The 18,005-nt window shown below is 63.1% G+C and carries 12 protein-coding genes and 1 pseudogene; 9 read left to right on the top strand and 4 right to left on the bottom strand.

Going from position 1 to position 18,005, the window contains the following annotated elements; genetic code table 11:
• The first annotated feature begins 198 nt into the window (after nucleotides 1-198).
• The gene (locus tag AC5Y4S_RS19135) at nucleotides 199-1,467 is read left to right on the top strand and encodes a hypothetical protein (RefSeq protein ID WP_500034251.1); all 1,269 of its coding nucleotides are present in this window, start codon (nucleotides 199-201) and stop codon (nucleotides 1,465-1,467) included.
• A 28-nt stretch (nucleotides 1,468-1,495) separates the two neighbouring features.
• On the opposite strand, the gene AC5Y4S_RS19130 is transcribed toward AC5Y4S_RS19135, so the two are convergent.
• Nucleotides 1,496-2,605: an ADP-ribosylglycohydrolase family protein gene (locus AC5Y4S_RS19130; protein ID WP_500034250.1), complete on the bottom strand. Its 1,110-nt coding sequence runs from the start codon at nucleotides 2,603-2,605 to the stop codon at nucleotides 1,496-1,498.
• Between the two features lie 93 nt (nucleotides 2,606-2,698).
• On the opposite strand from AC5Y4S_RS19130, the gene AC5Y4S_RS19125 reads away from it, so the two are divergent.
• From AC5Y4S_RS19125 to AC5Y4S_RS19115, 3 genes are read left to right on the top strand one after another with little or no spacing between them, the layout of a single operon-like run.
• Complete coding sequence (locus AC5Y4S_RS19125; RefSeq protein ID WP_500034249.1) at nucleotides 2,699-2,971, top strand: type II toxin-antitoxin system Phd/YefM family antitoxin; 273 nt, start codon at nucleotides 2,699-2,701, stop codon at nucleotides 2,969-2,971.
• Complete coding sequence (locus tag AC5Y4S_RS19120; RefSeq protein WP_500034248.1) at nucleotides 2,971-3,378, top strand: type II toxin-antitoxin system VapC family toxin; 408 nt, start codon at nucleotides 2,971-2,973, stop codon at nucleotides 3,376-3,378. Before AC5Y4S_RS19125 ends, AC5Y4S_RS19120 begins: the two co-directional genes overlap by 1 nt.
• Before the next feature lie 25 nt (nucleotides 3,379-3,403).
• A complete protein-coding gene (locus AC5Y4S_RS19115; RefSeq protein ID WP_500034247.1) occupies nucleotides 3,404-4,252 on the top strand; it encodes an SDR family NAD(P)-dependent oxidoreductase in 849 nt (282 codons plus the stop codon).
• Here the strand turns inward: AC5Y4S_RS19115 and AC5Y4S_RS19110 are convergent.
• Complete coding sequence (locus AC5Y4S_RS19110; protein WP_500034246.1) at nucleotides 4,249-5,208, bottom strand: SMP-30/gluconolactonase/LRE family protein; 960 nt, start codon at nucleotides 5,206-5,208, stop codon at nucleotides 4,249-4,251. The genes AC5Y4S_RS19115 and AC5Y4S_RS19110 overlap by 4 nt on opposite strands.
• 65 nt (nucleotides 5,209-5,273) lie before the next feature.
• Here AC5Y4S_RS19110 and AC5Y4S_RS19105 point away from each other — a divergent pair.
• Nucleotides 5,274-6,422, top strand: a pseudogene (locus tag AC5Y4S_RS19105) (FIST signal transduction protein); the annotation flags it as partial.
• A gap of 36 nt (nucleotides 6,423-6,458) precedes the next feature.
• Here AC5Y4S_RS19105 and AC5Y4S_RS19100 read toward each other — a convergent pair.
• Nucleotides 6,459-7,673, bottom strand: a complete 1,215-nt coding sequence (locus AC5Y4S_RS19100) for an endonuclease/exonuclease/phosphatase family protein (RefSeq protein ID WP_500034245.1) — start codon at nucleotides 7,671-7,673, stop codon at nucleotides 6,459-6,461.
• A 397-nt stretch (nucleotides 7,674-8,070) separates the two neighbouring features.
• On the opposite strand from AC5Y4S_RS19100, the gene AC5Y4S_RS19095 reads away from it, so the two are divergent.
• Nucleotides 8,071-8,850 carry an esterase/lipase family protein gene (locus AC5Y4S_RS19095; protein WP_500034244.1) on the top strand — a complete coding sequence of 260 codons (780 nt, stop codon included), beginning with the start codon at nucleotides 8,071-8,073 and terminating at the stop codon, nucleotides 8,848-8,850.
• 125 nt (nucleotides 8,851-8,975) lie between these two features.
• Nucleotides 8,976-9,824 carry an SDR family NAD(P)-dependent oxidoreductase gene (locus AC5Y4S_RS19090; protein WP_500034243.1) on the top strand — a complete coding sequence of 283 codons (849 nt, stop codon included), beginning with the start codon at nucleotides 8,976-8,978 and terminating at the stop codon, nucleotides 9,822-9,824.
• On the opposite strand, the gene AC5Y4S_RS19085 is transcribed toward AC5Y4S_RS19090, so the two are convergent.
• Nucleotides 9,821-10,780, bottom strand: coding sequence for an SMP-30/gluconolactonase/LRE family protein (locus tag AC5Y4S_RS19085; protein ID WP_500034242.1), 960 nt, complete (start codon nucleotides 10,778-10,780; stop codon nucleotides 9,821-9,823). The genes AC5Y4S_RS19090 and AC5Y4S_RS19085 overlap by 4 nt on opposite strands.
• A gap of 1,595 nt (nucleotides 10,781-12,375) precedes the next feature.
• Here AC5Y4S_RS19085 and dpdE point away from each other — a divergent pair.
• Entirely contained in the window at nucleotides 12,376-15,507 is a 3,132-nt protein-coding gene (gene dpdE / locus AC5Y4S_RS19080) for a protein DpdE (RefSeq protein WP_500034241.1), read from the top strand.
• Nucleotides 15,495-18,002, top strand: coding sequence for a protein DpdF (gene dpdF / locus AC5Y4S_RS19075; RefSeq protein ID WP_500034240.1), 2,508 nt, complete (start codon nucleotides 15,495-15,497; stop codon nucleotides 18,000-18,002). The genes dpdE and dpdF overlap by 13 nt, the downstream gene beginning before the upstream one ends.
• Nucleotides 18,003-18,005: the final 3 nt, after the last annotated feature.

Here is an 18,005-nt window from a genome sequence, read left to right as displayed (position 1 = left end):
ACATCCGCAGCTGGGCGGACAGCCCTCAATTTGCCGGAGTCTGGCGGTTACTGGAACCACTTCACGTACCCGATGAATTCCTCCTGAATAGGCAGCGAAGCGAGAGTTCGAGGGGACACCCCGGTGTAACGTCCGCACTCGCCAGCCGCCCATCTCGGCCTGCTCGCTCGCACGCCGACGGATCTTTGGGGGTGCCCCATGAGCACATCCGAGATGACCGACACCGACGAGGTCGTGGTGTCGTTGCATGACGAGGCCCTGCTGGTCGGCGGTGACCCGGCCGCCGTTGAGTCCTATCTGGCGCGGCTGCGGGCGGCCGCCGGGCAGGCGATGCGGGTCGCCGGGATCGACGGTGGCTCGCTGGCCGGGTTGACCTCGCTGCTGGCCGACTGCGGCAAGTACGTTCAGCTGCACCGCGAGAGCCTCGACGCGTTGCAGGACGGCAACCTCGTTCCCTTGAGCGACGGCGTCTTTCGGGTGCTGACGGACGCTGAGTTCTTGGCGCCCCTGCAGTGGCGACCGGCGCTACTCGGCCCGGAAGCGATCGCGTCGGCGCAGATGATCGCGGTGCAGATGGCGTTGACGTCGGCAGTCGCCCAGGTAGAAGACGCCGTGCGGCGAGTGGAGGACAAGGTCGACTCGGTGCTCGAGGTCGCCCGGGCGCAGCGCGCCGGCGACGTGCTCGGCAACAGCCTGACGATTTCGCGGATGGTCGACTCACTGGACAAGTACGGGTCGCTCCCCGACGCGTACTGGGAGTCGGTGGCCGCCCTCGGGCCGGCGCTCAACGTCACCGTCGAGCAACTGCGCAACCACGTCCGGCGCATCGTTGCGTCGTTCGATCACACCCTGGGCGTGCAGCACCGCGCCGAGAAGCTGCGAAACGCGGTCCACCACAACCGGCTTGGCGAAACCCTGAGCCTGTTGGTGATCGCCGAAGGGGCGCTCCACAAATGGCAGCGCCTGAACCTCGCCCGCATCGAGGCGACGCAACCCGAGCAGCTGCTGCGCGCGATCGACGAAGCCCGCGAGCTCGTCGACCATCATCTGCGCGAAGACGTCGACATCTACGGCAAGGCGACGGACGTCCTCGACCGGTTCGCGAAGCCCGCGGTGCTCGACGGCTTCCGCTTCTGGGCGGTGCGGGAGCTGGGCAAGCAGCGCCGCGCCATTCGCGACGAGCTTGACCGGTTCGCGGCGGCGCGCCACCACCAGGTCGAGACGTGGGAGGACTTCCACATTCCGAGCGTGTTCGACGCCGCCTTCGCGACCATCGGGGCCGCCGCGACCACCACCGGCCACGCGCTCGGGGCGGTAGGCCGCGGGATCGTTTGGGTGGGCGCACAGGTGGCGGGGCCATTCCGCGGCAAAGGCACGGATGATCCAGACGTCGGCAATGACAAGGATTCTGAATGTCAGACGGGCTGCGCGGTTGACGGTTCGGCGTCAACGCACGCGGCGCATTGAGCCGTCATTGACCGCGGTCGGAACCGTCTCAATACCCCGGATACTTGCGGCAGATGCGCTCGGATTCATCGTCGGTGCTGTACCCCGACAGCTGCCACTGCGGGTAGTCGTATAGGTCGTCGGCGATCTGTCCAATGACATCCGCGAGCTCTAGCGGCACAAGCCATCGTGAGGAGATAGCGCGTGCGCCGACCATCGCGCCAAGTAGATTGCCCGCGATCGATCCCGTCGAGTCGGAATCGCCGTCATGATTCACCGCGAGAATTACGCCGTCGCTGAACGATTCGGCTACCAGCGCGCAATAAATTCCAATCGCCAACGCCTCGTCAGCCACCCATCCCTGACCTAGCTGGGCGACTGCCTCGTAGCGGGGAGCGTCACGGCGTGTTGCCGCCTCGGCGGCTTCGACCGCGCGCAGAGTTTCCTCGTGATCACGAAACTCTGCGAGAACACGCTTCGCCGTCGGCAAAGCCTCGACCAACGTTATGCCGTGAGCCAGCTGAAAGACGATGGCGGCCAACACCCCACCGGACAATGAACCGGAGGGGTGGCCGTGCGTCAGCGCTGCAAGTTCAGTGCCAATTTCAAACGCATGTCGCACCGTCCCATCCGGGAGCCGGGCGACGAAGAGGCCGACCGGGGCCATACGCATCACGCCACCGCACCCCTTGCTGGCGTTGTTGGCGGGCTCGCCGAGACCACGCATCTGCCGAAGCGCGGACAGGCAGGTGTTGCCCGGAGCGCGCCGGCTGTGCAACTCGCTGTGCTCGTATAGCCAGCCCGGCTCACCTTCGTCGAACGGTGCGCCGACTCCGATGTCGTGCACCGGCGCTTCGCCTTGCGTCCGCAGCCATCGCAGATACGCGTTTGCAGTTACACCGGAGTACGTCGAGACACCCTTCAGGCATCCCCTAACCCAATAGCGCAGAAGACCTTCCGCAGTGAAAAGCGTCATCTGAGTGTCGTCGGTGATCCTGCCGACACCGCCATAGGCGGGCGCGTAGGAGGTGATTCCTTCGCCGCCAAACTGCGCAAGAATCTGCTCCCGCGTGTGGAATTCAACAGGCGCACCCAACGCGTCGCCGACTGCCCCGCCCAGCAGGCAGCCGCCGAATCGCTCTCGGTCCTCGATCGCCATAGCCGCACGCTACCGCGCCGTCGTGTAAACGCGATTGGACAATTCCGGCAGCGCGCTGTCCGTGTAGTACAAATTCGTAGTACAGTGGCTGACATGTCCGAGGTGCCAGTGCGTGAGCTGAACCAAAATACCGCCGGGGTGCTCGCGCGCGTAAAGCGCGGCGAGCAAATCGACATCACCGAGCGCGGGGCCGTCGTCGCCCGCCTGGTCCCGGCCCAGGAAAATCCCCTAGCCGAAATGATCAGCGCGGGAAGGCTTCACCCCGCCACGCTCAGCGGACCGGCGCCACGTCCATCCGGACCGGTGAAGACCGACCATGAGGCCGGCCAACTGCTGCGCGATCTGCGAGACGACGAGCGCTATTGATGCTTTATCTCGACACGTCGGCCCTGATGAAACTGATCCGGCGTGAGCCCGAAAGCGATACTCTCGCCGACTGGCTCGACGCACAAGCACCGGCGGCGTGGGTGTCGTCGACGCTGATCGAGGTTGAACTCCCTCGCGCGCTGCGCCGGGTAGATCCCTCGCTGCTCGCCGATGTTCCCGCGATCGTGGCACGAGTGGCGCGCTACGAAGTCGACGAGGTGGTTCGGGCGGCCGCCGCGGCATATCCGGACACCACGTTACGGTCGCTCGACGCGATCCATCTCGCGACCGCGGACGCGGTGTTCGGCACTCAGTTGACGGCGTTCGTCACCTACGACGAACGCCTGCGTGCGGCCGCCGCGGCAGCCGGCCTGCGCACCGCTGCTCCGGGCCGCCGAGAGCTGTAAGAATTCATCGGATAGGAGGTCGGCAGTGATCGATTTCGGACTATCCGGCAAGCGCGCGGTCGTGTCGGGCGCGGGCTACATCCCGGAGCGCGCGGGCCATGGCTGGTTCACGTCGTTGGCCCTCGCCGAGGCGGGCGCCTCGGTGGCCTGCATCGACATCGACGAGCAGCGCGCGAATCGCATTGCCGGCGAGATCGTCGGCCGCGGAGGCCATGCCGTGCCGATCGTCGCCGACATGACCGACGCCGTACAGGTCGGTCGGGCGGTCGACGACGCGGTCGCGGCGCTTGGCGGGGTCGATGTCTGCGTCGACATCATCGGTGGCGCGACGTGGTCGAAGGTCGAGGACTTCACCACCCAATTGTGGGACACGGCAATCCATTACAACCTGACCCAGGTGTTCTACCTTTTCCAAGCCGTAGGCAGGTACATGATCGCCCAACGCAGCGGTGGATCGTTGGTCGCGATCGCCTCGGTCGACGGCATCGCGGCGGCGGCCTACCATGCCGCCTACGGCGCCGCCAAGGCCGGCGTCATCTCGCTCGTCAAGACGTTCGCCGACGAGCTGGGGCGGTACGGCATTCGCGCCAACGCGGTCGCGCCGGGCAATGTGGGTACCGGCAACGAGGATCAGCCGCCAAACGAGTTCGCCGTCAATGGAATTAACCCGCTGGCGGCGCCCCGCGCGCATGACATCGCCAACGCCGCGTTGTTCCTGTCCTCCGAGCTAGCCGCCCGCATCACCGGCCAGACGCTCGTCGTCGACGGCGGTGCCACCATTCGGCAGCTGTGGGGCCTGCCCGAATCGATGATCCCCTCGGACCCGGACCAGGCGCTGCCCGACTTCATGAGGCCCGGGCCGTCGGGCGGCTAGCGCTGGTGGATTAGCAGGAGGCCTGGCACCGAGCTTCTGCCCTTGAGCACGTATGGGGTCGCGATCGAGCCGATGTAGATGTCGCGCATGTCGCGTCCGCCCCAGGCGATGCTGGTCGGAGCGCTTAATACTGTGCCATCTGGATCTTCGATCACGGTTGTTGCCCGGCCGTCCGAGCTGATCGCGACGATCCTGTTGGCGAGAACGAGTGTTACCCAGAGGTTTCCGTCGGCATCGAAGGCGCATCCATCGGCCATCCCCCACCGGCGGCTCACCTGCGGGTCGGCGAGGAATCGAGCTTGGTCGGGACCAAACTCGTCGGGGCGCCGGCCGCCCAGCGGTGGGCCGAATCGCTCTGGCGGCCCGAGTGTTTCGCCCTCGATCGGAAACCGCGCCACGTCGGCGGCCACCGTGCGAACCACATACAGGTAGTCTTCGTTGCGGTCCAGCGCCATGCAATTCGGGAAGCTCACCGCGTCGGCGACCATATGCGCCGACTGGCGATCCGGTGCGACCCGAAAGATGAACCCATCGGCGGTGCCGCCCGCAATGGTATCCATTAGATCGTCCGCAATTGTGCTCACCGAACACCACAACGCCCCAACGGAATCCACGAGGACGAAGTTCAACCACCGCAACGGGCGTCCATCGAGTTGTCCGCTTAATATCGCCGTGATCGCGCCGCTCACCGGGTCGAGATCCTGCAGCACACCCAAGCCGAAATTCGCGATCAGAAAGTGCCCGTCGCGATCGAGCGCGATCCCATTTGGCTCACCGCCGGCCTGCCCGACGCGCCGAACGGTGTTCTCATCGACGAGTTCTGCGACAGCTGAGGCCTTGTCGGAAGCGAACACCCGCCCATCGCGGGCCACCACAACGTGCTCCGGGCGATCCACGCCGCGCCCGACGGGGTGCAAACCGGTCACCTCGATGGTGGTCTCGCCTGTTCCGCTCATCGATGCCCCTCGTGGACTTACCGCAGCGCAACGTCAGGCTAGCGGAGGTGGCGCATCATGGAAGCGTGCGGATCGCAGTCGGGGTTTCCACCGCGTCCGACGCGCAGCAGGCCGCGGTGGAGGCCACAGCGCACGCGCGCGACGAGCTCGCGGGTGAGGCGCCGTCGCTGGCCGTGCTATTCGCGTCGCGATCACACACCGACAAGGCCGTGGACGTACTCGACGCGGTGCACCGGATGGTCGAGGCGCCCGCGCTGATCGGTTGCATCGCCCAGACGGTCGTCGCCGGCCGCCGCGAGATCGAGGACGAGCCGGCGGTGGCGGTGTGGCTGGCGTCCGGTCTGGCCGCCGAGACGTTCCAGCTGGACTTCGTCCGCACCGGCTCGGGAGGCCTGATCACCGGTTACCGGTTCGACCGGACGAAGCACGATCTGCACCTGCTGCTGCCGGACCCCTACACGTTCCCGTCGAGCCTCCTCGTCGAGCACCTCAACACCGACCTGCCGGGAACGACCGTGGTGGGCGGCGTGGTCAGCGGCGGGCGGGGACCGGGCGAGACCCGGCTGTTCCGCGACCACGGCGTGCTCACCTCCGGTCTCGTGGGCGTGCGCCTGCCCGGCGTGCACGGTATCCCGATCGTGTCGCAGGGCTGTCGGCCGATCGGCGACCCATACATCGTCACCGGCGCGGACGGCACAGTGATTACCGAGCTGGGCGGCCGACCGCCGCTGCAGCGCCTGCGCGAGATCGTCGAAGGGCTACCGCGCGACGAGCAGGAACTGGTCAGCCACGGCCTGTCGATCGGGGTCGTCGTCGACGAGCACCTAACGGCTCCGGGTCAGGGCGACTTCCTGATCCGCGGTCTCCTCGGCGCCGATCAATCGACTGGGGCGATCCAAGTCGGCGATGTCGTCGAAGTCGGGGCAACCGTGCAGTTCCAGGTCCGTGACGCGGCCGGGGCCGACAAGGACCTGCGCCTTGTCGTGGAGCGGGCGGCAGCCGAGCTGCCCGGGCGTCCGGTGGGCGCGCTGTTGTTCACCTGCAACGGGCGTGGCCGGCGGATGTTCGGGATCGCCGACCACGACGCGTCGACGATCGAGGAACTACTCGGTGGGATTCCGCTCGCCGGTTTCTTCGCCGCCGGCGAGATCGGCCCGATCGCGGGCCGCAACGCGTTGCACGCATTTACCGCGTCGATGGCGCTGTTCGTCGACGGCAATGACAAACCGCCTAATCCCGATGTCTGGCGGTTATCGCGGGGGCGCCCGGAAATCGTCGGTGATGTACGACTTGAGTTGCGCGGCAACTGACGGTGGCAAGTCGCTGTAATTGACCCCGCCGGCCGCAACAGGTCTCGTCCATTGGTGATCGAGGACCCGCTTGCCAAGTGATCCGCTTTGCAGGACGCGGGGTCCCCAGATCTGAACTTCCTTGAGCACACCGTTAGCCCACTCCGCGGTTACATACGTCGGACGAAACTCATGCACGAAACCGCGGCCGTTGAGGCCGCATTTCATATCACACAGGCTGCCGGGCGCAAGGTCGAAGCGTACGCGGAGCTTCCCGCTCGCGGCGACCTCTGTATCCGCCGGCCAGCTTCGCGGGTCAACGGTGTCACCGATCTGGGCGCCGTTAGATTCTGTGTTATCCGCTGCTGATTCACACTCCACATCGATCCAATCGGCAGCTTGTTCTGACGTGTCGATGTTCGCGACCACGCTGGCGTGGTCTGAAGCCCCGGTCGTTCTGGCTTCGTGCAGGATCTCGACGTCCGTTACCACGTGCCGCAGTGCTGGGGAGACAAAAATATAGTCCAACCGAAATCCGTTGAGATCTTCGGACTTTCCGGTTGTTTTGTCTTTCCGTCTCGAGTACCAGGTGTAGTCCCGGACGTCCGTGTGAAGGTGCCGCCAAGTGTCGACGAACCCGGTATCTATGAGCTTTGTCATGTAGTGCGACATTTTGAACATCGCGCCCTCGGCATCGACTCTGAGCCCGGTGTTGAAGTCACCCATAATGATTGCTCGACGATCCCTGTGGTCGACGGCATAGTCGATAGTGCGTTCCCAAAGCAACTCCTTGCGCTTCCGGCCTGAGATGCCGTAACCATCCTCGAACTTGTTGTCGGGGGTGCCTGGGATGTGCACAACGAGTACGTCCAATTCGATCTCAGTCACACGTACAGCGAGCCACCGTTCTCGATCGATATGGGCCGCGCACCGATCGGGAGCATGGTCAAGCCGCCACTTGGAGGCGACGAGTACACTATTCTGATCACCCGCCGGCTCCGATGTCGCCATGAATGGGTAGCCAAGCCGCTTTAGACGGGCGCGCAACGATGGTTCATTTCGAGTCTGGAATTCAGTGAAAGCTAACAAGTCCGGACGAACATTCTCGACATGGCGGCAGATCGCCGGGATCCGCGAACCGCCGCCGTGACTGATATTCCAGTTAAGAACGCGCACTAATTCACCGTCCCAGGACAATCTGCAACTTGTGCGGTGCACTGTATCCGGCTCGAGGTGCCGAGTGTTGGAGACTGGCAAAGCCCGTGGCCCCGCGCCTGCGTCGCCAAACGATGGCCGCCGCCCAATGACCGCAAACCGCCACTCAGCTGAGGTAGCGCTGCGACCACCACGGCGCCAAGCACCGGAGAGCTCGGCTGATGCGCCCCGGCACTCAACCCGGTGCGCGAGAGCTGGTCTGTCTCAGCTGCGAACCATGTTGGTGTTGCCCGGGACATGGGAGGCGACGTCATCGAGTTTGGTGACGATCCAGGTTTGTGAGTGCAATGCTGGTCGTGACGCGCCGGCAAGTGCGTGCAGTAAGGAGACACCACATATGCCCTCAGTTTCTGATCGAGTGGGCAGCCCCGAAGCCAGCGGCGTGCCCGATGCCGTTAGCGCGACTGCGCCAGGCAACTGGCTGCGCGCGCTAGAACTGCGGGCCATCCCCGAATACCTGGTGGCGCAGCTTTCCCGAGACGTGATCGCCCGTTGGCCCCACGGCGACGGACACCCCGTACTGGTGCTTCCGGGATTTCTGGCCGGTGCGCGATCAACTCAGTTCCTGCGCGGCGTGCTGCGCGAGTTGGGATATCACGCTCACGACTGGCGCCTCGGTGTCAACCTGGGGTACCGGCCCAGCATGAAAGAGCAGTTGCCGGCGCGTCTTCACCAGCTGCGGTCGCGCCACGGACGGCGGGTCAGCGTCATCGGCTGGAGTGCGGGCGGCATTTATGCCCGCGAGTTGGCGCGCGCATTCCCCGATGATGTGCGATCGGTGATCACTTTGGGTTCCCCATTCCGCGGCGATCACCGGGCCACCCACGCCTGGCGCATGTGGCAGTTGCTCAACCGGGGTGCGAGCGCCACATCGGCCGTCTCGGAAGCCGCCCGCATCAGGCGCGAGCAGCCGTTGACGGTGCCAACCACCTGCATCTACAGCAAGACCGACGGGATCGTGGCCTGGCGTTGCTGCACCAGCCTGCCCGCGCCGCGGACCGAAAACATCGAAGTCCATAGCAGCCATTTCGGGTACGGACACAACCTCGAAACCCTGTACGTGATCGCCGACCGCCTCGCGCAACCGGAAGGACGCTGGGAGCCGATGCGACGATCCGCTGATGAGCAGCCGGCATAAACGGCTTGCCGGCGGGTCGGGCTCGTTGGGCCGTCATTGACAGCGGTCGACGCCGTCTCGATACTCCACCAGTACGACCGTTGGCCAGCACCGGCTGACTCGTTGGGGCGCAATGGAGGTCGGCCGTGATCGATTTGGGGCTGTCCGGCAAACGCGCCGTCGTGTCGGGCGCGGGGTACATCCCGGAGCGCGCGGGCCATGGCTGGTTCACGTCGCTGGCTCTCGCCGAGGCGGGCGCCTCGGTGGCCTGCATCGACATCGACGAGCAGCGGGCGAAACGCATTGCCGAGGAGATCGTCGGCCGGGGAGGCACTGCCGTCCCGATCGTCGCCGATATGACCGACGTCTTGCAGGTCGGTCGGGCGATCGACGACGCTGTCGCGGCGCTGGGCGGTGTGGACGTCTGCGTCGACATCATCGGCGGTGCGACGTGGTCGAAGGTCGAGGACTTCACTACTCAAATGTGGGACGCAACAATCCATTACAACCTGACCCAGGTCTACTACCTCTTTCAGACCGTGTGTAGGCACATGATCGCCCAGCGCAGCGGTGGATCGCTGGTCGCTGTCGCCTCGGTCGACGGCATTGCGGCCGCGACCTACCACGCCGCTTACGGCGCCGCAAAGGCCGGCGTCATCTCGCTCGTCAAGACCTTCGGCGACGAACTGGGGCGCTACGGCATTCGCGCCAACGCCGTCGCGCCGGGCAATGTGGGCACCGGCAACGAGGACCAGCCGCCAAACGAGTACGCCATCAACGGAATTAACCCGCTGGCGGCGCCCCGTGCGCATGACATCGCCAACGCCGCGTTGTTCCTGTCCTCCGAGCTGGCCGCCCGCATCACCGGTCAGACGCTCGTCGTCGACGGCGGTGCCACCATTCGGCAGCTGTGGGGGCTGCCCGAATCGATGATCCCTTCGGACCCCGAGGCCGCTTTGCCGGACTTTATGCGGCCCGGGCCGTCGGGCGGCTAGCGCTGGTCGACTACCGGCAGGCCCGGCACCGAGCTTCTGCCCTTAAGCACGTATGGGGTGGCGATCGAGCCGATGTAGATGTCGCGCATGTCGTGGCCGCCCCAGGCGATGCTGGTGGGGCCGCTCAACACTTTGCCGTCGGGGTCTTCGATCACGGTTGTCGCCCGGCCGTCCGGGCTGATCGCCACGATCCTGTTGGCGAGAACGAGTGTGACCCAGAGGTTTCCCTCGGCATCGAACGCGCATCCGTCGGCCATCCCCCACCGGCGAGCCACCTCCGGGTCGGCCAGGAGCCGGGCCTGGTCGGAGCCGAACTCGTCGGCGCGGCGGCCGCCCAGCGGAGGGCCGAATCGTTCTGGCGGCCCGAGTGTTTCGCCCCAGATCGGAAACCGCACCACGTCGGCGGCCACCGTGCGGACCACATACAGGTAGTCCTCATTGCGATCCAGCGCCATGCAGTTGGGGAAGCTCACCGCCTCGGCGACCACCTGCGCCGACTTGCGATCCGGTGCGACCCGGAAGATGAACCCATCAGCGGTGCCGCGCGCGATGGTATCCAGAAGATCGTCTGCCATCGTGCTCACCGAACACCACAGCGCCCCAACAGAATCCACCAGAACGAAGTTCAGCCATCGCAGCGGGCGTCCGTCGAGTTCTCCGCTTAATATCGCTGTAATCGCACCGGTCTGCGGGTCGAGATCCTGCAGAACACCCGGGCCCCAGTTGGCGATCAGGAAGTGGCCGTCGCCGTCGATCGCGATTCCGTTCGGCTCGCCACCGGCCTTACCGATACGCCGAATGGTGTTCTCATCAACGAGTTCCGCTACCGCCGAGGCCTTGTCGGAGGCGAACACCCGGCCATTACCAGCCACCACAACGTGTTCCGGGCGATCCACGCCATGCCCGACAGCGTGCAAGCCGGTGACCGTGATCCTGGTCTCGCCCCTTCCGCTCATCGATGCCCCTCATGCTCGCCGCAGCCCAATGCCAACCCACGTCGTAGCCCGAATTGGTGACCTCCTGTCCATTTCAATGGTAGGTGATGTTGTTGCCGCATTCAGAGCCGACAACGCTGTTGGCTATGACCTTATTGGGGAAGCTCAAGATCACTAGGTTGGCGCAAGTGGCCGGTGGGCGGCGTGCAGACGCAGATTTGCGCCGCGCAGGCCCCCGCGTGTGATTCCGGGCCTGCACATTCGGCTAAGTTGCGCCGGCTTTAGCTGGCCTTTGCCAGCCGCAACGGCATCGAGACCGCACCGGCGCGCCGACAACCTGCTCTGCCCCACGTCGGTCGCGCCGCCGCCACAGGTGCGCCCCTCCTCGTCCTAGGTGAATTCCTACGCAATGGAAGCAGGACCACGTTGTGGCAGCACTGGGCACTTATCGCGCGCAGCCAGCAGGCGGGTTGACGTGGCCAGGATGGCAGACCGAGCGGCCGGATATCAGCTTCTGCTGTCATGGATAGAACCTGGTGAGCGTTTAAATAATTCAGCGCGAAGTCAATCCACGACTTCGGGCCAAATCCAACGGGCGACCTAGTCTGAAACTGCAGCCGCGACACACGCACACAAACGGCACGTTCAGCCCGTTGAGCGGCTCATACTTCTGACTGCAAGGATTGCCGGTGGAGCAGCACACATATGCCCCTGAGACGCGAAACCCCACATCGGCATCTCCGTAAGGGGCCCTGTGGGCTGGTCGGTGAACAGTTCACTCCAAGCGTTAGGTGCGCAGTATTCGGAATCCCTTGCGGAATCGGCGTAATGCACTCCTAGCACACCGCCCGGGCCGAACTCATACCAGTCGCCGCCACTGTGCGAATTGTCTTCACCCGGATATTAAGTCAACTTGAAATGAAATGTCATGTTGGGAGCATGCCGCGAGAGCTGAGAGTCGGTCTCCCAGGGGCGGGTAATGGCTCAGCCACGCTTGCCCAAGACTCCCGGCGAGCGCCTTCAGGGCTCCTGCTGCGGTTCTACACGAGTAAAGAGCGCCGGTTTCGGGCGCGCGGCAGGCCTCGGCGGTTCGAGGTCGGATGAGTTGCCTGTTTGGAATCGCAGTCGCCACAATCGGATTGTCCTGCCGGATCTACGAGCGGCCCCGCCGCGAAGACAATTCGGCGAAGCGCTGCTCGACCCACCCGATCGATCTCGGCAGCCAGGGCACGAGGCTCAACGTGGCTGAGTGTGCGGCATAAGCCTAATCGTGGATTGCCATGCCCGCCGCGCATTAGTCGCGGGCGAAGGTGCACACGTCGCCCGCGCTGACGCCCCGGCTTCGGCGCGCTCGCGTCACCCTCCGCGCCCTGGCGGATGAGCGCGGACGTGAGGATCAGTGACGGTCGAAGGGACTGCAGAACACTCCGAGCGGTGTGATGTTGCTGACGAATGTGCTGCTCAGGGGCCCTTAGCACTACTTAACCGACGAAAGCGTCGCGGTTTTCTGGCGTTTACTGGCCTTCTGACGCTAGCTTGACAGTGTCGGGTCAATAACCTCGAGTTTCCACGCCGTAGTAGGCAGTCTGAGTGAGTAGGAAGGCTGGCTGACCGCGATGGCGCGACATTACCGTGCACGTCAACTGCTCAACCATTGGGTCGAACACCGGAATAGTACGCTAGGACTCGGTCTCTGCGTCGACGTCGGGCCAACCACGGCTGAAGTTGATTACTTCCCTGTACCAGGGATGGTGCCTACCCATAAGACGGTCCCTGTCAACGAATTGAGGGTGACAGGCATCAATTTCGTCGGCCGCAGAGCCTGGGTTCGCAATCGGACATACTACGGTTACCGTTCCGGAATCATCGACCGTTACGACGGCGCCAACAACAAGATGTTCGTGCGATTCCCTGACGACAGCGTGGAGGCTATATCGGCTGAGCAAATCTTCATCCGGCAGGAGACGCCATTCATCGACGCGCTCAAGGCCGTACAGTTGGGCGCCGTAGAGGACGCCGAACCGTATCTAGCTCGCCGCGACATCGCTAGCCAGCTGATTCTGCAACGCGCCGCATGCCGTGGGTACTACGCCGTACCTTCGTCAGCAATAGGCTTTTATGATCACCAACTCGAAACTCTTCAGCGCGTGCTCGAGGATCCGATCTGCCGCTTCATCTTGGCAGACGAGGTCGGATTAGGGAAAACCATCGAAGCCGGTCTGGTGATACGCCAAACACTGCTAGACGACCGAAATGTCGAGATCTACGTAAGCACCCCAAGTACGCTGGTTCAACAATGGCGCAACGAGTTGCACCAGAAATTCCTTCTGGGTGATCTTCTAGACGGTCCACGTAATCGCCGAACTCGTATCTGGGTTCGCGAGCACAGCGATATTTTTGAGTCGACCACGCACGTGCAAAACTCCCGAGTACTGATAATCGACGAGGCCCACCAGCTCATCCAACACGCAATGCAGGTTGGGAAATGGCCAATGTTATCGATAATTTGCCACAACGCGAACGGGCTCCTCCTGCTTTCGGCTACTCCCATGCGGGGCGACTACATGGTCTTGGAAGCCCTACTACACCTCGTCGATCCCGTTGCCTTTCCCTTCGGGGACCACGACGCGTTCGCGGAACGGATTGAGGAACGCACTGCTGAACTGAGCGAATTCGACGCATTGACTTCACCATTCTCGAGTCCGACCGCTCGTGCGACAGCATTGGATAACATTCGGGGCCGCCATCCAGATGATCCATACGTCCGAGATGTAGCCCGCGGAATTGCCTCCGGCGCAGCGGATTCCCGGATAGAGGACCTAGGACACTATCTGCGTGAAACCTACCGCATCAGCAGACGGATGGTTCGTCACCGACGCGACGTGGGTGCCGCGGCCGATTTTCCGACTGCCGGTCGAAACCTGGTCGTCCTCGAGGTCGCGCCCAACGCCAGCGACGACCTGGTCGACGAATTTCTCGACAGCTATCGCGAGATCATTCAGGATGCCGACAACCGCCAAGACCTAATGTGGGAAGCGGCGAGGTGCGCGGTTGCTGGGTTCGTCCCCCTCAATGATTTTCTTGACAACCGGATGTCTGAACTTCGTAGTGATCGCGACGACGAATCGGAAGAGTTCGGTCTACTCAGTCAATTCCGCGCTCGGCTGCTACTGAGTGAAGATATCCGCCTTCAAGCGAGCGTTCATGAGGCGTGTCGGCGGGTGCGCACCGGCCAACGAGTCGTCGCAATCTCAGGATTCCATTCCCAGGCAATCAAATTCGCGAAGGCGGCCGAAGAGAAACTCGGCACGCAGTTCACTGTGCTTCGCCACCTGACCGACACTGCGCAAGCCTTGCGCGACGATATCGCCGAAGAGTTCCTCTTTTTCGATTCGGGCATCCTTTTGGTCGGTGACTCGTCACTCCAAGAAGGAACGAATCTCCAGGGCAGTGACGCGTTGTTAAATATCGACCTCAGCCTAAGCCCCAACCGCATCGAGCAACGAGTGGGCCGACTGGACCGCTACTCCGGTGCAGGATCTATCCGCCAGAGCGAGCGCCCTCCAGACATTGTGGTGGTACGCCCCACTGGGTCGAGTTGGTGCTCGGCACAGGTCACGACGTTCGCTGAAGGTATTCGCCTATTCAGCGTGTCGGTATCCACAGCTCAGAGATTTCTCGCGAAATGGGAATCCGAATTGCGTGAACAGTTGGTGTTCGCTGGATCCAAGGCCCTTGAACAAGATCTTGACCACCTGCATCAAAGCATCCAGGACGAGATGGCTGAGGTCGACGAGCTAGAAGCCTGGGAGTCGGATTCTCAACAAGATTTCTTGAATGGCCTGTCAGCTGAACGCCTTGATGGATACGAATCCCGTTCTGCTGCGTTGGAATCAGCGTTACTGAAGGTCAACGATCCGAAGGCAGGACTGCCGTTTCGACTGCGGGCGAACTCGGGCCCTACGTTTTGTTTCTCTTTGCGCCCCGGAGTCAGGCCTCCGCCATCGCTGGATACGGCAGTCGAGAACCTGCTGGGTCGTCCTCACACCGTGTCGGTCGAGCAAGCGCTGGAACTGGGCGACGGGACACCGTTCCGAGTCGGCGATCCGCTTGTCGATTGGCTGCAGCGGTTCTTACAAACGGATGAACGCGGGCGGGCGTTTGTAACCGTCGTTCGGGATGCAAACGCAACTGCCTGGGAATTCTGGCTGCGGTGCGACTTCATGTCGGAGTTTGACGATGAGTCGTTGGCTGAAACTCCAGCAGAAGACCGCCGCCGCCTTCGGCGGCGGGGCGAAACCTTTTTGCCACCTCGATTACTCTGCGTGTGGGCTAACGGGGGGGCAGTTGCGGATGACAAAATGTCTGGCCAACTCGACAAGCTTCTTGAGTCAGGTGAATCAGAGCCCTCGGTGTATTGGGCTCAGTTGCATCAGCAAATTCCGGCGTGGGAAAGCGAGTGCGAAGACGCCGCCACGATCGCGCGCAACTCTGTCCAAGAGTCTGATTCGTATCGCCAGTGGGTATCAGAGGCCGTATCTCAAGTTGAGCTTGACAACGCGCGACGCCAGAGCGTGCTGAGAGCGCGAGCCGAGCGACTCCCCACCGAATCTGAGCGGAAGTCTGCGACCAAGGATTCCGAGCTGGAGCGCCAGTTGGGCAGCCTGATTCTCCGAGGAGTCCGTGAACCGCGACTCCAACTCGTGAACTGCGGTGCGCTTATCAGGCGGCCGAAATGGTCTCGCTAGAGAACCAGGAGGAGTCGGCCCTCAGAGAATTCCTCCTGATTCCCGATGCTGCGCAACCGAAATTCCACGATGACCTCTCGCAGCGCATCGTCGATGCGCACCGTCGAGGAGCACCAAAGGACCTGGCTGTCCTCATTCGGCAGTCGATACGTCGCCTGTCGGAGCGGGACCAGGGCGAGTATCGGGCCCAACTCGCACCGACTATAGAAGCGCTCATTAGCCATATCGCATTTGGGATTGGTCTGCGAAAGAGCGGACAGTTCTGGCATGCGTCGCCCTATGAACCGGACTGGCTTGACGCCACGGCGCCGGTTGATTTCGCGTCGATTGCAGGGACCTACCGCGGGCCCGTTCAGTCGGACCCCTCGGTCCCGGCCGATCCCGTGTTCACCAGACTCACCAAGTGGCCCACGTATCGAACGCCTGGACAACGTGTCGCCGCGCGCGCCGCGCTGACGATGCAGAACGGCGCGACGCTCATCACCCTTCTTCCAACGGGCGCCGGCAAGACCGAGGTCGCGTTGTGCGTAGCCGACCGATATCCAGGTGCCGCCACCATGATCGTCGTGCCGACAGTAGCGCTGGCATTCGACTTCGAACGCCGATTCCAAGACCACTACGCACGACTCAATCCTCGCGTCGACAAGTCAGCCCTACGGTTCGCCTGGACGGCCGACACATCGATGGCAGATCGAGACGCTTTGAGGAACCGACTGACCCAAGGCCGGCAGCCTCTACTGGTCACCTCCCCGGAGTCCATCACCGGAGCGCTTCGAGACCAGTTATTGGAGCTAGCCGGTACTGGGCGTTTGGCCGCGATCGTCGTGGACGAGGCCCATCTGGTTACGCAGTGGGGCAGAACGTTTCGGCCAGAATTCCGCACATTGTCCCGGCTGCGCCAGGACCTCCTGGAACGAGCCGGCGAGAACGAGCGCCTCCTGCCAGCTACGCTGCTTATGAGCGCCACACTCAACTCGCACACCCTCGAAGACCTCTGCGCGTTGTTTGCCGAACCCGGGCCGTGCACATTGATCGCCGGTAATGCCTTGCGCGCCGAACCGCAGTTCTGGGTTGCGCCAGAGTCAGACGAGGACTCGCGACGGGCGTACGTATTGGAGGCACTAGACCATCTGCCTCGGCCCACCGTGCTGTACGTGACTATGCCCGATGACGCTCATGACTGGCTAAATAGGCTTCGGGAGCACGGATATTCGCGCCTCACTGCAGTCACGGGACTGTCGTCTGCAGACGAACGCCGCGATGCACTGGCAGGTTTGCGAACAGACTCCGAAAGCCCCAGCAAATATGACCTTGTCGTGGCGACATCGGCTTTCGGCTTGGGCATTGACTACGGCCATGTGCGTTCAGTGATTCATGCGTGCATCCCAGAAACCATCGACAGGTGGTACCAGGAAGTCGGACGAGGAGGCCGCGACGGAAATCCTTCGGTGGCACTGCTGTGTCCGAGCACAGATGACTGGAAAGTTGCGAAGAGTCTCGCCGCGCCCACAATCCTCCTCGAGGAAACCGCGATGAAGCGATGGAAGGCTTTGTGGCAAGGGCGACGACACCTCCGGGACCACCTTGTCGTGGACCTTTACCAAGCACGGGGGCGTGTCCAGGAAGGTGACTACAACCTTCGCTGGAACAATCAACTCGTCCAAGCATTGGTCGAGCTAGGAGCTATCGAACCATTCGTCGTGTTGGCCGATGACGTGCGAGCGCTAAACGACGAGGTCGGCGGCACCGAGCATGCGTGGTTCTCCGCCGACCTACGCAGGATGGATCTAGACGACCCCTTGTGGTGGGAAACCTATTGGAAGCCCTGGAGATCGGCCGAGGCGTCGCGCGGCAACGCATCTCTGGACAACCTGCGCGCCGTCATCAACGGCGATAAACGAGTGTGTGCCGCAATCACAGAAGAGTACCGACCGTCCAACGCTGTTATTCGTCTCTTCGGTGAAGCCGCTCAGTGGGTGGCGCCCGAGACGATCTGCGGTAGATGCCCGCGATGCCGGAGCGAGGCTGAGGAACCCCTTCCGGAACAACTGCCGTCACCGAGCCAGCGCTGGGTTCCCGAACCGGTTCCCGTCGAACCACTCCAGCGTTTTATCAAGAACGTCGGCACAGATGATGGCCTTGCGGTGATCACCGCCGCTGACCCAAAAAGCGCGGCCGTCGAATTGGCTATCCGACTGCTCGAAGCAGGGGTGCGTCACTTCGCAGGTTGCGATCCACCGCAGACCATGAAGACGATACTTCATGATCCGAAGCCGTTATCGCCAAACGAGTTGACTCCGCTACCCAGCCTAGTGGTGATCGAACAGGGGGACCTGACCTACTCCCCTTGGCGTAGCCGATTAGAACGTCAAGCTAATCGACCACTACCGGAGTTTGCGCTAGACGTCCTCTTGATTTCTGATGAAGTTGCGATCCCCAAGGGCATGAAGACTCGAACCATCCACGCAGCCCTTGCCGACCTCTCGAATGGCTGACCT

This window comes from Mycobacterium sp. NGS64, from assembly GCF_059812245.1.
Note: the sequence above shows the minus strand (reverse complement) of the source record. Positions and strands in the feature narration are given on the sequence as shown.